The organism is Actinoallomurus oryzae (assembly GCF_039541955.1).
GTDB classification, from domain to species: Bacteria; Actinomycetota; Actinomycetes; order Streptosporangiales; family Streptosporangiaceae; genus Actinoallomurus; species Actinoallomurus oryzae.
This window is the reverse complement of the sequence record NZ_BAABHF010000015.1, coordinates 131,862-145,545: the sequence shown is the minus strand read 5'-3', so window position 1 is coordinate 145,545 and position 13,684 is coordinate 131,862. Positions and strand designations below refer to the sequence as shown.

The following is a 13,684-nucleotide window of genomic DNA, read 5'->3' as shown; positions in this document are numbered from 1 at the left end:
GCCCGCCCGACGCGGGTCCGTGCGAAAGGTGAAAGGGGGTGGTGAGGGTGCTTACTTGGAATTCATGCCGAGGGCGCCGATGCCCTGCATGAAGTGCCGCTGCGCGAAGAAGAAGAGCAGCAGGGGAGGCAGCATGTACAGCAGATTGGTGGCCATGAAGAGGTTGTACTGAGACGTCGCCTGACCGGCGCTGTCACTGACGAAGCCGGCCATTCCCAGGGACAGGGTGAAACGGCTGGGACTCTGGATGTACACCAGCGGATTGAGGTAGTCGTTCCAGGACAGCTGGAAGGACAGGATCGCTATCGTGATCCACACGGGCCGGGTCAGCGGAACCATGATCGACCAGAAGATCCGAAAATGGCCGGCGCCGTCGATTTTGGCCGCCTCGTCCAGCGAGAAGGGAATGGACAGGAAGTACTGGCGGGCGAGAAAGACGAAGATCGGAGCGGCGAGGAACGACGGCAGGATCAGGGGGACCCAGGTGTCGATCAGGCCGAGGTCGATCCACAGCCGCTGCAGCGGGATCAGCCCGACGATCTGCGGCATGAAGATGCTCGCCGTGAAGGCGTAGAACCAGAACTTGCGGCCGCGGAACTTGATGCGGGCGAGCCCGTAGGCCACGATCATCGAGCTGAGCACCGAACCGGCCGTCGACAACACCGTGATCACGACCGTGTTGAGCAGCAGCCGGTAGAAGTGGACGACCTTGGGGCCCTCGACGAAATTGGACCACTGGAACTCATGCGGAAGGAACTGCGGCGGTATCCGGTTGACGTCCGGCCCGCTCTTCAGGGCGATCGCGAGCATCCACACCAGCGGCAGCAGCATCGAGACGCTGAGCACCGCGCACAGCAGGTACCAGGAGATCCGCGAGGCGCGCAGCGGCACCCGCATCGCCAGGCTCCCCGGTCCGGTTCGCGTCGTCATCGGTCGTCCTCCCCGGCGTAGACCCAGATCGAGGAGAACCGCAGGGTGACCACGGTGACCGCCATGACGATCAGGAACAGCACCCAGACCTCGGCGGTCGCGTACCCCAGCTGGGGCGTGTTCAGGTAGTTGTAGAACCCGTCGAAGTAGACCTTGTACATCAGCACGTCCGTGGTCGTTCCGGGCCCGCCCTTGGTGAGGATGGCGATCTGGTTGAAGGTCTGGAACGCCATGTTCATCTGCAGGACGACCTGGAGGAGCAGGATCGGTGTGATCATCGGCAGGGTGATGCGGAAGAAGCTGCGGATCGGCCCCGCGCCGTCGACCTGCGCCGCCTCGTACAGCTCCTTCGGCACGGCCTGAAGCCCGGCCAGGAAGATCATCATGGTGCTGCCGATGCCCCACAGCCCGACGATCACCACGGCCGGCATCGCCATGCGGGTGCTGCCCACCCACATGCTCGTCGGCAGATGCAGCGTCTTGAGCAGCTGGTTGGCCAGGCCGTACTGCGGGTCGTAGACGTACTTCCACAGCGCCACCACCGCGACCGAGGGCAGCACCACCGGCAGGTAGAAGATGGTCCGGAAGATCCGTACGCCGCGCAGGGCCCGGTTGACCAGCACCGCCAGCGCCAGCCCGGCCACCAGTGAGGCCGGCACGCTCATGACGACGAACAGCGCCGTCGCGCGTACCGACGGCCAGAACGTCGGGTCGTGGCCCAGCAGGTACCGGAAGTTCTTCCAGCCGGTCCACGTGGCCGGGGTCAGCCCGTTCCAGTCGGTGAACGCGTGGTAGGCCGAGGTGACCAGCGGATAGACCACCAGCAGGCCCAGCCCGAGGATGGCGGGCAGGATGAACAGGTGGCCGGTGAGGAACTCGCGTATCGACCCGCGCCGCCGGCGGGCCCGCGCGCGGTCACTCCGGTCCACCCGCGCGGTCGGGGCGATCTCGGTCGCCGTCATGGCCGCTCGCCCCCGGCCGGCCCGACGTGACCGGCCGACCGCACCATGCGCGCCGCCCCGATCCGGGCGTCGGCCATGCCGTAGAAGCACAGCAGCCCGGTCTCGTGCGGCACCAGCGTCGTCGGGAAGACGACGTCGTCCACGGTGCCGACCCGCTCGTGCTCCGACTCCGGCGACAGCAGCGGCTCCTTGCTGCGCGCGAGGACGTACCCGGGGTCCTCGGCGTCGAGCAGTGCCGCGCCGGCCTGGTAGACCTGACCGTCGCCGTCACCGTCGGCCGGGCCGACGCCGTGGTAGACGAGCAACCAGCCGTCCCGTACGCGGATCGGCGGCGGTCCCGCGCCGATCTTCGTCCGTTCCCACGGCTGTTCGGGCTTCATGATCTCCCGATGGCCGGACAGCACCGTCAGCATGCGCGGGTCGGCGCGCGCCGCCTCGAGGTCGATGTAGGACAGCCAGATCGACAGGCCCTCGCCGTCGTGGCCCGCCGGGGTGTACCGGCCGAGCCGGTCGCCGTCGAGCGCCTCGCCCCACATCGGCCGGTGCAGCACGGCGAGCGCGGGCCGCCCGTCCGGGCCGGGGACCGGCTCCGGCAGGATGACCACGTCCTTGTTGTAGACCAGGTTCAACTCGACGTCCGCGGCGTCGTCGTACACGTAGACCAGCGGGCCGAGCCGGCGCCAGGCGGTCAGGTCGGACGAGATCGCCATCGCGGTGCGCGGCCCGAGCGGGCCGTACGCCACGTAGGTCATGAGCCAGCGGTCCAGCGCGTCGATCCGGGACACTCTCGGGTCCTCGACGCCGGCGTGGTCGTCCGCCCGCTCCCAGCCGCGGTCCGGCTTGAGGACCAGCCCCTCCCGGCGTACGCCGGCCGGGACGCCGTCCGCGAAGGTCACCGTCGCGCGGGCGATCCGCGACACGTTGCCCTCGGCCACGATCCGGGGGAACAGCACGACCTCGCCGTCCGGGCTGACCGCCCCGCCGGGGTTGAGGGTGCCCTCGACCTCGTCCGGGTCGTCCGGGTCCGGGCTCATCACGACGCCCAGCCGCTCGAAGCGGTACGGGAAGCTCATGAATCCTCCTCCGTCGGAGGCGTGATCCTCAGGCGCGCGTTCTCGATTCGCTCGCTCTGCTCGCTCATCCCCCCACCACCGCCTCCGGCTTGGCCAGCGAGGCCGCGAACTCCAGGTGCAGTTCGCGCAGGTAGCCCATGCCGTTCTCATGTCCGTTGTACGGCCAGACCTGCATGCGCTTGGACCCGCCGTAGGCGTTGTGCGCCGCGAACACGCTCGACGGCGGGCAGACGGTGTCCATCAGGCCCACGGAGAAGAAGCCCGGCGCCGTGGCACGGCTCGCGAAGTGCACCCCGTCGTGGTAGGAGATGGTCCGCTCGGCCCGCTCCAGCTTGCCGCGCTGCACCCGCAGGTATTCGCGCAGCTCCGAGTAGGGCGCGTCGTCGGTGATGGTGGAGCACCGCATGATGTCGCACAGGAACGGCGCGTCGCTGATCATCCCGATGACGTCCGAGCGCAGCCCGGCCACCGCGAGCGCGATCCCGCCGCCCTGGCTGCCGCCGGCCACGATGACGCGGTCCGGGTCGACGCCGTCGAACCGCCGCACCGCGTCGACGGCGCGCACCGAGTCGGTGAAGACCCGCCGGTAGTAGTAGTCGCGTGGGTCCTCGATGCCCCGGGTCACCAGGCCGCTGGACTGCGGCGCGCCGATGCAGCCGAGGTCGGGAGTGTCGGCGCCGACCTGGCCCCGGCAGTCGACCAGCAGGTGGGCGTAGCCGGCCGCGCTCCACATCAGCGACTCGCTCGGGTGCCCGCGCCCGCCGGTGTAGCCCAGGTACTCCACGACGGCGGGCAGCGGCCGGACGCCGTTTCGCGGCACCATCAGCCAGGCGGCGATGCGCTGTCCCGCGTACCCGCCGAACGAGACGTCGTAGACGTCGATGGTGGACAACCGGGTGGACATCGGCTCGAACCGCGCGTCGAGCGGATGCGCCGCGGCCTCGGCGAGCGTCTCGGACCAGAACGCGTCGAAGTCGTCGGGCGCCACGGCGGCGGAACGGAATTCGTACAACTCCTGAAGTGGCAGGTCGAACTGCACGGAGACTCCCCTCTCTGGGACTGATCCAGATGACAGGGGCGGTGTCGCATGCGTCCCGTGAATCCCATGTGTCACTGATGTGTCCCGCGTGTTACACGCTCGCATACGACGACCGCCAATGTCAACGTTGACATTTTGGTTCGAGACCGAGGTTCCGCGACCGGGGTCAGGGACCGCTTTCCAAGCGCAGGCGGACCGTGACGATCTCGAACGGGCGCAGGGTGATCCGCACCCCGTCGCCGTCGGACTCCGCCGGGCCGGCGTCCCGTTCGAGCAGGTCCACCAGGCGTGCGTCACGCACCCTCTCGGTGGTCGACAGCAGCACCCGGGCGCGGTCGCCCAGCGGTTCGTACAGCCGGACGACGAGGTCGCCCGAGCGGTCGTCGGCCAGCTTCACCGCCTCCACCACCGCCGGGCCGTCCGCCGTCACCAGCGGCGCGACGTCATCGCCGCCGACGACCGTCCGGGGCGGCAGGTTGATCCGGTATCCCTCGCGTACCGCGGCGGAGACGTCGGCACCGCACACCAGGGCGTACCGGAAGACGTGCGTCCCCTGGTCGGCGTGGGGATCGGGGAACTGCTGCGTGCGCGCCAGCGACAGGGCCAGCACCGTCGTCGTGCCGCCGTCCGGGCGAACGTGCCGGGTCGCGTCGTAGCCGTACGTCGCGTCGTTGACCAGCGCCACGCCGTAGCTCGGCTCGCCGACGTGCACGAACCGGTGCGCGTACACCTCGAACTTCGCCGTCTCCCAGGACGTGTTGCGGTGCAGGGGTCTGCGCACGTGACCGAACTGGATCTCCGCGGCGACGTCGTCCGCGCGGACGTCCAGCGGGAACACGGCCTTGCACAGCCGTTGCGGCACGTGCCAGTCGACCGTGGTCTCGAACTCGACCCGGGGCGCGCCGGCCGGCAGCCGTACGCGCTGCGTGAAGCGGCAGCCGTCGTGGGTGCGGACCACGGTGACCGCCGGGACGCCGTCGGCGTCCGGCGCGAGATCGACGCTGTCGGCGTCGCGCAGGTCGAGCGCGGCGGCGCGGTAGTGCTCGTCGACGTCCCACGCGTCCGCGCCCACCGGGTGGTCGGCGTGCAGGCGCAGCAGGCCGGCCGCCGCACCGGCCGGCACCAGCTCCCGGCCCGCGACCAGGTCGTACACGGAGACGACGGTGCCGCGCGGGTCGATCTCCACGCGGACCAGGTCGTTGTTCAGCACGATCCGGCCGTCGTCGGCGCGCCGCGCGTGGGGGACCGCCGCCTCCACGGCCGCCGCCGCGCCCATCGCCGGCACGCCGTCGCGGGCGTGCGGCGCGGCGTTGAACACCAGCCCGCGCCGCCCCTCACCGGCCAGCGCGGCCATGGCCGTGCGCGCCAGCTCCTCGATCCGCCTCTCCAGCACCGCGTAGCGCTGCGTCGCCTCGCGGTAGACCCACGCGATCGACGAGCCGGGGAGGATGTCGTGGAACTGGTACAGCAGCACCTCTTTCCACAGGGCGTCCAGCTCGTCGTAGGGATAGCCGGCCAGGCCACGGACCGCCGCGGTGGCGCACCAGAGCTCCGCCTCGCGCAGCAGGTGCTCGCAGCGCCGGTTGCCCCGCTTGACGGCCGCCTGAGTCGTATAGGTGCCGCGATGCACCTCCAGGTACAGCTCGCCGGCCCAGACCGGCGCGTCGTCCGCCTCGGCCTCCGCCGCGGCGAAGAAGCCGGCCGGCGTGCCGATCCGCACGCGCGGCAGTCCTTCCAGGTCCTCCAGCCGCTCGGCGTGCTCCAGCATCTCCCGGGTCGGGCCGCCTCCGCCGTCGCCCCAGCCGAACGGGACCAGCGACCGGCTGGTGCGCCCGTCGTCGGCGCAGCGCTCCCGCGCTCCGGCGAGGTCCGTCGCCGACAGGTCGCTGTTGTAGGTGTCCACGGGCGGGAAGTGGGCCAGGACCCGGCTGCCGTCGAGGCCCTCCCACCAGAACGTGGTGTGCGGGAACCGGTTGGTCTGGTTCCACGACAACTTCTGGGACAGGAAACGGGTCGCCCCGGCGAGCCGGAAGATCTGCGGCAGCGCCGCCGAGTACCCGAACGAGTCGGGCAGCCAGATCTCGTCGGACTCGACGCCGTACTCGGCGAGGAAGAAGCGCTTGCCGTGCACCAGCTGGCGCACCATCGCCTCACCGCCGGGCAGGTTGGCGTCCGACTCGACCCACATGCCGCCCACCGGCAGGACCGCGCCGTCGGCCACCGCCGCCCGCAGCCGCTCGAACAGCGCCGGGTGGTGTTCCTTCAGCCAGGCGTGCTGCTGTGCCTGGGAGAAGGCGAAGACGAGCTCCGGGTGCGAGGCGCGCAGCGCGGTGACGTTCGCGACGGTACGGGCGACCTTGCGCACCGTCTCCCGGATCGGCCACAGCCAGGCCGAGTCGATGTGCGCGTGCCCGACCGCGGTCACCCGGTGCTCGGTCGGCGCCGCCGGGCTGCGCAGGACCTCGGCGAGCATTCCCCGGGCGGTGCGCGCCGACCAGGCGCCGGTCAGCTCGGACCGGTCCAGGCGGTCCATCATCGCGGTCAGCGCCCGCACCACCGCGTACCGGCGCGGCTCGGTCGGGCCCAGCACGTCCAGCAGGCCGTCGAGCACCTCGACGTCGGCGACCAGCGCGCGGACCTCCTCGTCGACCACGGCGACCTCCGCGCCGCCGAAGCGGTACAGCGGCTCGCGCCCGGCCGTGCGCACGTCACCCAGGTCGGTCGGCGCCCACGGGTACGGCTGGTGGATCGTCGGGTTCGCCGCCGCCTCGACGAGGAAGTCCACCCGTGTGCCGGCCGTCAGCGGCGCGGCGGCCACGCCGACGCCACCGGCCCCGCCCGGGTCGATCGGGACGTACCGGTTGAGCGGGTGGACGCCCTTGAGCGGCGTGCCGTCCGGGGAGTACACCAGGCCCTCGGCGGTGAACCCGGGGCCGACGCCGGTGAACCCCAGGTCCACGACCGCCTCGGCGCGCCGGCCGGCCCACGCGGCGGGCAGCGTCGCCGTGCAGCGCAGCCAGGTCGTCCCCCACGGCGGGCCCCATCGCTCGCCCGCGCCGAACGGCTCGTAGCCGGCGCCCAGCGCGGTCGCGACGTCGACCGGCTCGCCGGGCGCGTGCCAGGCGGTCACCGTCAGCGGCACGCGCTCGCCGTACCGGGCCGGCCGGAGCCGCCGCTCCAGCACCCGGTGCAGCCGTCCCCGGACGAGGTCCTCACTCATCGTCGCCTCCCGCGGCGAACCGCAGCGTCACGATCTCGAACGGCCGGAGCTCCAGCACGACCGGGTCGCCCGCCGCGAACGACCGGCCGCCCGGGCGCGGATCCTCCAGCAGGTCGGTCTCGACCGCCGCTCCGGGCGTCCGCACGGACACGGTGGCCCGCGCCCGCGCGCCGAGCGACTCGTACAGCCGGACGATCAGGTCGCCGGACCGGTCGTCGGCCAGCTTCACCGCCTCGGCCACGACCGCCGGATCGTCGACCACGACCTCGGGCTCGATCGGCCCCGCGCCGCGCAGGGTCCGCCGGGGCAGGTTCATCCGGTAGCCGGCCCGGACCGCCGCGCCGAGATCGGCGCCGCACACCAGCCCGTACCCGAAGCGGTGAACGCCCTGGTCGGTGTCCGGGTCCGGGTAGCGGGGGGCGCGCAGCAGGGACAGGCGGACCGTCGAGTACGTCCCGCCGCCGGGGTGGGCGGTGCGCGTGATGTCGTGACCGTAGACGGAGTCGTTGACCACCGCGGCGCCGTACCCCGGCTCTCCCACGTGGACGAACCGGTGGGCGCACACCTCGAAGCGGGCCGCGTCCCAGGTGGTGTTGGCGTGCGTGGGCCGGGTCAGGTGGCCGTACTGGATCTCCGCCGTGGCGCGGTCGGTGTGCACGTCGACCGGGACGGCGACCTTGAGGAACCGCTCCCGCTCGTGCCAGTCCACCTCCACGCCGAACTCGACCGTACGGCTGCCGGGCGCGAGCGCGATCGTCTGCACCGCCGACGATGAACCGAACGACCGGCGTACCCGTACCACCGCGCCCTCGACGTCCAGCGACTCCACGCCGGTCAGGTCCTCGACGCGGTTGCGGTAGAACTCGTCGACGTTCCAGGCGTCGAAGCTGTTGGGCCGGTCGGGGTGGAGCTGGAGCAGGTTCACCGCCGTACCCGCGGGCACGATCTCCCGTCCGGCGGTCAGGTCGAGCACGGACGTGACCAGCCCGCGCCCGTCGACGCTCACCCGCACCAGGCCGTTGTCGAGCACGATCCGGTCCGGCTCCCGTGTCACCGCGACCGGCGCGCCGTCGTCGCCGGCCTCGGCGGCGCCGAGCGCCGGGACTCCGGCCCAGGCGTGCGGCGTCGCGTTGAAGGCGAGCTCCCGGTCGCCGGTCCCGGCGAGCGCGCGCTGGGCCGCGTCGCGCAGGGACTCCAGCTCCCCGATCACGCGCCCGTACGTCTCGCGGGCCTCGCGGTGCACCCAGGCGATCGACGAGCCGGGGAGGATGTCGTGGAACTGATGGAGCAGCACCGTGCGCCAGAGCCGCTCCAGCTCCTCGTACGGGTACGCGGCCAGCCCCCGGCGGGCCGCCGTCGCCGCCCACAGCTCGACCTCGCGCAGCAGGTGCTCCGAGCGCCGGTTGCCCTGCTTCATCAGCGCCTGTGACGTGTAGGTGCCCCGGTGCGACTCCAGGTACAGCTCCCCCACCCAGACGGGCGCGTCGGGGTACTCGGCGTGCGCGGCGGTGAAGAACTCGGCCGGGGTCCGCACCTCCACCCTGGGCGAGCCGGCCAGGTCGGCCTGGCGCAGCGCGCGCTCCATCATCTCGGCGGTGGGGCCGCCCCCGCCGTCGCCGTGCCCGAACGCCACCAGGGAACGCTCGGCGGCGCCGGACTCGGTGAACCGGTCGGCCGCGAAGGCCAGGTCGGCCGGGGTCAGCTCGGCGTTGTAGTTCTCCACCGGCGGGTAGTGCGCGAAGATCCGGGTGCCGTCGATCCCCTCCCACCAGAAGGTGTTGTGCGGAAAGCGGTTGACCTCGTTGTAGGCCAGCTTCTGGGTCAGGAACCACTGCGTTCCGGCGAGCGCGGCGATCTGCGGCAGCGCGGCGGTGAAGCCGAACGAGTCCGGCAGCCACACCTCGCGGCACGTGACCCCGAACTCTTCCCGGAAGAACCGCTGTCCCTGCGTGAACTGGCGGGCGAGCGCCTCACCGCCGGGCATGTTGGTGTCCGACTCCACCCACATGCCACCGACGGGCACGAACGTGCCGGCCGCCACCGCCGCGCGGATCCGGGCGAACAGCTCGGGGTGGGCGTCCCGGATCCACGCGTACTGCTGCGCCTGTGAGCAGGCGAAACGCAGCTCGGGGTACCGCTCGGCGAGGGCCGTCACGTTGGCGAACGTCCGGGCGCACTTGCGGACGGTCTCCCGGATCGGCCACAGCCAGGCGGAGTCGATGTGCGCGTGGCCGACCGCCGAGATCCGGTGCGCACCGTGGTCGGCCGGGGCCGCGAGCAGCGGCTTGAGCGTCTCGCGGGCCCGCGCCGCGCCGTCGGCGACCTCGCCGGTGTCGAGTTCGTCGAGCATGTGGGCCAGCACCCGCAGGATCTCCCGGCCGCGCCCGGAGTTCTCCGGCAGGGCCCGCGCCAGCCCGAGCAGCACCTCGACGTCGTGGCCGAGCGCCCGTACGGTCTCGTCGGTACGGGCCAGCTCCAGCGCGGTCAGGACGTAGAGCGGCTCGCGCGGCGCCGTGCGCACGTCACCGAGGTCGGTGGGCCGGAACGCCTGCTCGATCACGGGCGGGTTCGCCGCCGCCTCCAGGTAGTAGTCGACGACCTCGCCCCCGGCGGCCCGCTCGGCGATGAGCAGTTCGGTGTTGTCCGGCTCGATGCCCTTCACCGGGACGCCGTCCGGACGGTAGATGAGCCCTTCGGCCTGGAAGCCCGGACCTCCGGAGAACCCGAGGTCGGCGCGCAGCACCACGTGGCCGCCGGCCCACTCGGCGGGCACCCGCCCGGTCACGTGGAACCAGCTGGTGCCCCAGGGTGGGCCCCACCGCTCGCCGGCACGGGCCGGGCGGAACTCCCCGGCGATCGCCTCCCGGGCCGGGACCGGCTCACCGGGCAGATGGTTGACGGTGACCTCCAGCGGCACGCCGGCGCACAGGACGGCCGGCCGGATCCGCTCGCGCAGCGCCCGCTCGACCCGCTCCTGAGTACGCATGCTGCTGTCGTGCACGCTCGCACTTCCCTTCGCTACACCACGGTCGACGAGCCGGACGGCACGGTGCGGCGGGCCTCTCGGCGAAGCACGACGACGTGGGATCGAGCGGCGTTACGGCAGAGCCGCAGCCGGTCCGGCAGGTCGAACGTGGCACAGCCAAGCCAGTAATGTCAACGTTGACATTTTCACGGGACCGCGACACCCGGCGGCGAAACAGGAGATCGACGGCCGCATGCCCGGCCGGCACGACCGGGCGGTACGGGCGGTGCGTGCGAGCCAGCGGCGTGCGTACGAGCGGCGTACGCGGGCGGCGCGTACGGGCTGTGAGAGCTCAGGCCCGGCGCGTACGGGCTGTGAGAGCTCAGGCCCGGCGCGTACGGGCTGTGGGCGCTCAGGCCCGGCGTGGACGGAGGGGGGCGAAGGCCGGCTGGTCGTGCACGATCAGTTTCGCCCGGACGGTGGTCTGCGTCGGTGGGCGGTCCCGGTCGGCCAGCCGGCGGAACAGCAGCTCCGCGCCGGCGCTGCCGACCCGGAACGGGTCGCTGTCGACCACGGAGATCCCGAGTTGCGGCGCGAGGTCGAAGTGGTCGAAGCCGACCACCTCCGGGTGGCACGCGGCGTAGCTCGGCGACTGGAGGATGCCCACGGTCATCCGGTTGTTGTCCGCGAACAACGCGGTGGGCGGGTCGGGGAGATCGAGGAGCTCGGTCACCGCGCGCGCGGCGTCGGCCTCGGTGGTCAGCCCCCGGCGGACCAGGGCAGCGTCGGCCTCGATGCCCGCGTTGCGCAGCGCCTGGCAGTAGCCGAGCCACCGTTTGGGGGCGCCGTAGCCCTGCGGCGGGTGGCCGATGTACCCGATGCGGCGGTGCCCGCGCCCGATCAGATGCGCGACGGCGTGCCGGGTGCTCGCCGTGTTGGTGGTGATGACGGCGTCGGCGGTGAGGCCGAGCGGCGCGGAGTCGATGAACACGATGGCCGACCCGAACTCCGCCTCCTGGGCGAGGAAGCTGAAATCGGTGCCCGTCGGAGCAATGATCAGACCGGCGACCCGCTGGGCCAGGATGGTCTGGATCGACTCGCGCTCCACCGTGCCGTCGCCCTCGGCGTCCGCGCTGATCACGAGGTGACCGTGCTGAGCGGCGACCGCATGGATGCCGCGCAACATGGGCGGGAAGAACGGGTTGCCGAGATCGCCGAGCACCACCCCGATGGTCTTCATCGTCTGCCCGGTGCTGCGCAGCCCGGCGGCGATGTCGTTACGGCGGAAGCCGAGCCGCGCGGCCTCGGCCAGCACGCGTTCACGGGTCGACTGGCGCACGTTCGGCGCACCGGACAGAGCACGCGAGACCGTCTTGATCGTGACGCCGGTCGCGGCCGCGATGTCCTGCATCCGCGGCCTCGGCGCGGGTCCCGACCTGGCCCCGCCCTCCGCGCCGTCCCCGCTGCTCACCCCTGCGACCCTCCCCCGCGGCAGGCCGGTGCTCGCGCACCCGGCGCCACGACTCGCCGGTACCGCTGTCGAGTCGCATCCTATGCCGGACCCCCCGAGCCCCCACGCACGGTCGAAAGTCGTCCCGGACGCCCCCGCGATCCGGGACCGCCGACGGTAACGGTCTCGTTCGGGACGGGTCCCGGAACCCGCGTGCCATCCTTTCCGCATTCTGTTCGCGGAGGTCGATGTGAGCGATGGACAGCCGATTCCGGGCGGCCGGAGGCTCTCGGCGGGGCACGCCAGCCTGGCCCTCGGCGTACCGCCGTCGGCACCGGGTCTGATCTATGCCCTCGCCGTCGGCGGAGGCATCGTGGTCCGGCCACAGGAGGGCCGCACCATCACCTTCGGGCGCAACCGTCCGAAGGTGCACCTTTGCATCGGTGAGAACGACCGGCGGATCAGCCGCCACCACGGCCTGCTGACCTGCCGCGACCACACCTGGTGGGTGCGGACCACGGGGCGGCTGCCCGTCCGGTTCCCCGACTCGCGGCTGCTGTTCGCCGGGGACGACTCCGTGCCGCTGGCCGAGGGGTACACGCCGTTGTTCGTGCGCGGTTCGAGCGGCCGGGAGCACCTGCTCGAGCTGTACGTGACGGGGCCGGACGAGCAGCGATCGACGTCCCGGCACTCCGACTCCACCCAGCCGCCGCGGACCTGGCGGCTCTCGGCCACCGAACGGCTCGTGCTCGTCACCCTCGCCCAGCGGTATCTGCTGCATGAGTCGCACCCCCAGCCGCTGACGTGGCAGCAGGCCGGCGAACACCTCGACGACCTCCAGCCCGACGCCGGCTGGACGGCCAAGAAGGTCGAACACAAGGTCGCGGCGGTCCGTGCCCGGCTGGCCAAGGGCGGAGTGCCCGGGCTCACCCGGGAGGAGGTCGGCGAGCCCGTCGGCAACGCGCTGAACCAGAACCTGATCCGTGAGCTGCTGGAGAGCACCACCCTCGTCCCTCCGGACCTCGCCCTGCTCGACGTGCCCGGCGACGGCTGACACGGACACGGCCGTACGACACGGATGGATTTCCCGGCACTGCCGGCGTCCGTCGACGCCTCGCGGCCTACGCCGGGCCGGGGTCGTCGAGCAGGGCCAGATGCGCCTTGACGAGCGTCGCCGTGACCAGCAGCTCGATGATGAGGTTGTGATTGACGGAGTTCGCCGCGCCCGGGCGGAGGTCGTCCTCGCGGATGCCGCACACTCCCCTGGCGCTCAGCCGCAGGCGTACCTTGCGGACCTCGTGGGCCGCCTGCCGCCAGGTCCAGCCCTTCTCCGGCTGCACGCGCCTCAGCTCGTCCTCGACCTCGGCCCAGGTCAGCGGCTGGGGCGCGCGATCCTGCCGCAGGTAGCGCTGGGCGAGACAGACGAGGACCAGGCGCTCACGATCGTTCAGGTTCCAGGCGGTCGGGAGCGTCTTGGCCTGGTAACTCGTCGCCGGGACCGGCGCCGTGCGGGCCGCGACGCGGACCTCCAGCAGATGCTCGTAGTCGGGCGCGACGATGAACAGCGGCGAGTATCCGGACGGCAGTTCCTCCCGCTGCCCGCTGACCACCAGCCGCGCCCCGGGGAACCGGATGGGCAGCTTGCCGACGTTGTGCAGGACCCAGCGCGAGTCCTCGCGCGTGATGCGTCCGTGCAGCCGGCTGACGCGCGTGTCGTCGGCGCCGACGCAGACGTGGACGTCCGGCTCGCAGCGCCCGAAGTGAAGCTCGAACCGGGCGTCCGGCTCGACGCTCATCCCGCCGTACAGCCCGCGGACGAACAGCGTGCCCGGCGGGGCGGGCGGAAGCCCGTGGGCGAGGCTGCCGAACTCCTCCGGCAGGATGTTGACCTTGTGCGACGGTCGCGGCATCGCCATCGGCATGGGTGCTCTCCTTCTCCCGCGCCAGGCTAACCTCCGGCCTTCGGGAGGGGTCCCGAACGCCCGGCGACGCAGGTCAGAGCGCTGGTTCCCGGCCTGGAGCCGAACCGGGGCCAGCCGGTGGCC

General features: G+C 72.2%; 9 protein-coding genes. 1 reads left to right on the top strand and 8 read right to left on the bottom strand.

Translation table 11 applies throughout. The annotated features are described in order from the left end of the window. Positions 1-51: 51 nt before the first annotated feature. From ABEA10_RS09705 to ABEA10_RS09675, 7 genes are all read right to left on the bottom strand, one after another. Positions 52-930: a carbohydrate ABC transporter permease gene (locus ABEA10_RS09705; RefSeq protein ID WP_345460423.1), complete on the bottom strand. Its 879-nt coding sequence runs from the start codon at positions 928-930 to the stop codon at positions 52-54. Further along, positions 927-1,892, bottom strand: coding sequence for a carbohydrate ABC transporter permease (locus ABEA10_RS09700; protein ID WP_345460420.1), 966 nt, complete (start codon positions 1,890-1,892; stop codon positions 927-929). Before ABEA10_RS09700 ends, ABEA10_RS09705 begins: the two co-directional genes overlap by 4 nt. Beyond that, the gene (locus ABEA10_RS09695) at positions 1,889-2,965 is read right to left on the bottom strand and encodes a glycoside hydrolase family 130 protein (protein ID WP_345460417.1); all 1,077 of its coding nucleotides are present in this window, start codon (positions 2,963-2,965) and stop codon (positions 1,889-1,891) included. The genes ABEA10_RS09700 and ABEA10_RS09695 overlap by 4 nt, the downstream gene beginning before the upstream one ends. 64 nt (positions 2,966-3,029) lie before the next feature. Beyond that, positions 3,030-4,004, bottom strand: coding sequence for an acetylxylan esterase (locus ABEA10_RS09690; RefSeq protein WP_345460414.1), 975 nt, complete (start codon positions 4,002-4,004; stop codon positions 3,030-3,032). A gap of 166 nt (positions 4,005-4,170) precedes the next feature. Beyond that, positions 4,171-7,224, bottom strand: coding sequence for an alpha-mannosidase (locus ABEA10_RS09685; RefSeq protein WP_345460411.1), 3,054 nt, complete (start codon positions 7,222-7,224; stop codon positions 4,171-4,173). Beyond that, positions 7,217-10,225 carry an alpha-mannosidase gene (locus ABEA10_RS09680; protein WP_345460408.1) on the bottom strand — a complete coding sequence of 1,003 codons (3,009 nt, stop codon included), beginning with the start codon at positions 10,223-10,225 and terminating at the stop codon, positions 7,217-7,219. The genes ABEA10_RS09685 and ABEA10_RS09680 overlap by 8 nt, the downstream gene beginning before the upstream one ends. A 376-nt stretch (positions 10,226-10,601) precedes the next feature. Then, positions 10,602-11,660 (bottom strand): LacI family DNA-binding transcriptional regulator, encoded by a 1,059-nt coding sequence (locus ABEA10_RS09675; RefSeq protein ID WP_345460405.1) that lies wholly within the window; start codon positions 11,658-11,660, stop codon positions 10,602-10,604. A gap of 229 nt (positions 11,661-11,889) precedes the next feature. Here ABEA10_RS09675 and ABEA10_RS09670 point away from each other — a divergent pair, with 229 nt between their 5' ends. Next, positions 11,890-12,693, top strand: a complete 804-nt coding sequence (locus ABEA10_RS09670; protein ID WP_345460403.1) for an FHA domain-containing protein — start codon at positions 11,890-11,892, stop codon at positions 12,691-12,693. A 67-nt stretch (positions 12,694-12,760) separates the two neighbouring features. On the opposite strand, the gene ABEA10_RS09665 is transcribed toward ABEA10_RS09670, so the two are convergent. Next, positions 12,761-13,561, bottom strand: a complete 801-nt coding sequence (locus ABEA10_RS09665) for an FHA domain-containing protein (protein ID WP_345460401.1) — start codon at positions 13,559-13,561, stop codon at positions 12,761-12,763. Positions 13,562-13,684 lie beyond the last annotated feature (123 nt).

What these genes read in the sequence shown, in the direction of transcription:
- ABEA10_RS09705 (WP_345460423.1), bottom strand. Translation starts at nt 930, where the DNA reads ATGACGACGCGAACCGGACCGGGGAGCCTGGCGATGCGGGTGCCGCTG.
- ABEA10_RS09700 (WP_345460420.1), bottom strand. Translation starts at nt 1,892, where the DNA reads ATGACGGCGACCGAGATCGCCCCGACCGCGCGGGTGGACCGGAGTGAC.
- ABEA10_RS09695 (WP_345460417.1), bottom strand. Translation starts at nt 2,965, where the DNA reads ATGAGCTTCCCGTACCGCTTCGAGCGGCTGGGCGTCGTGATGAGCCCG.
- ABEA10_RS09685 (WP_345460411.1), bottom strand. Translation starts at nt 7,224, where the DNA reads ATGAGTGAGGACCTCGTCCGGGGACGGCTGCACCGGGTGCTGGAGCGG.
- ABEA10_RS09665 (WP_345460401.1), bottom strand. Translation starts at nt 13,561, where the DNA reads ATGCCGATGGCGATGCCGCGACCGTCGCACAAGGTCAACATCCTGCCG.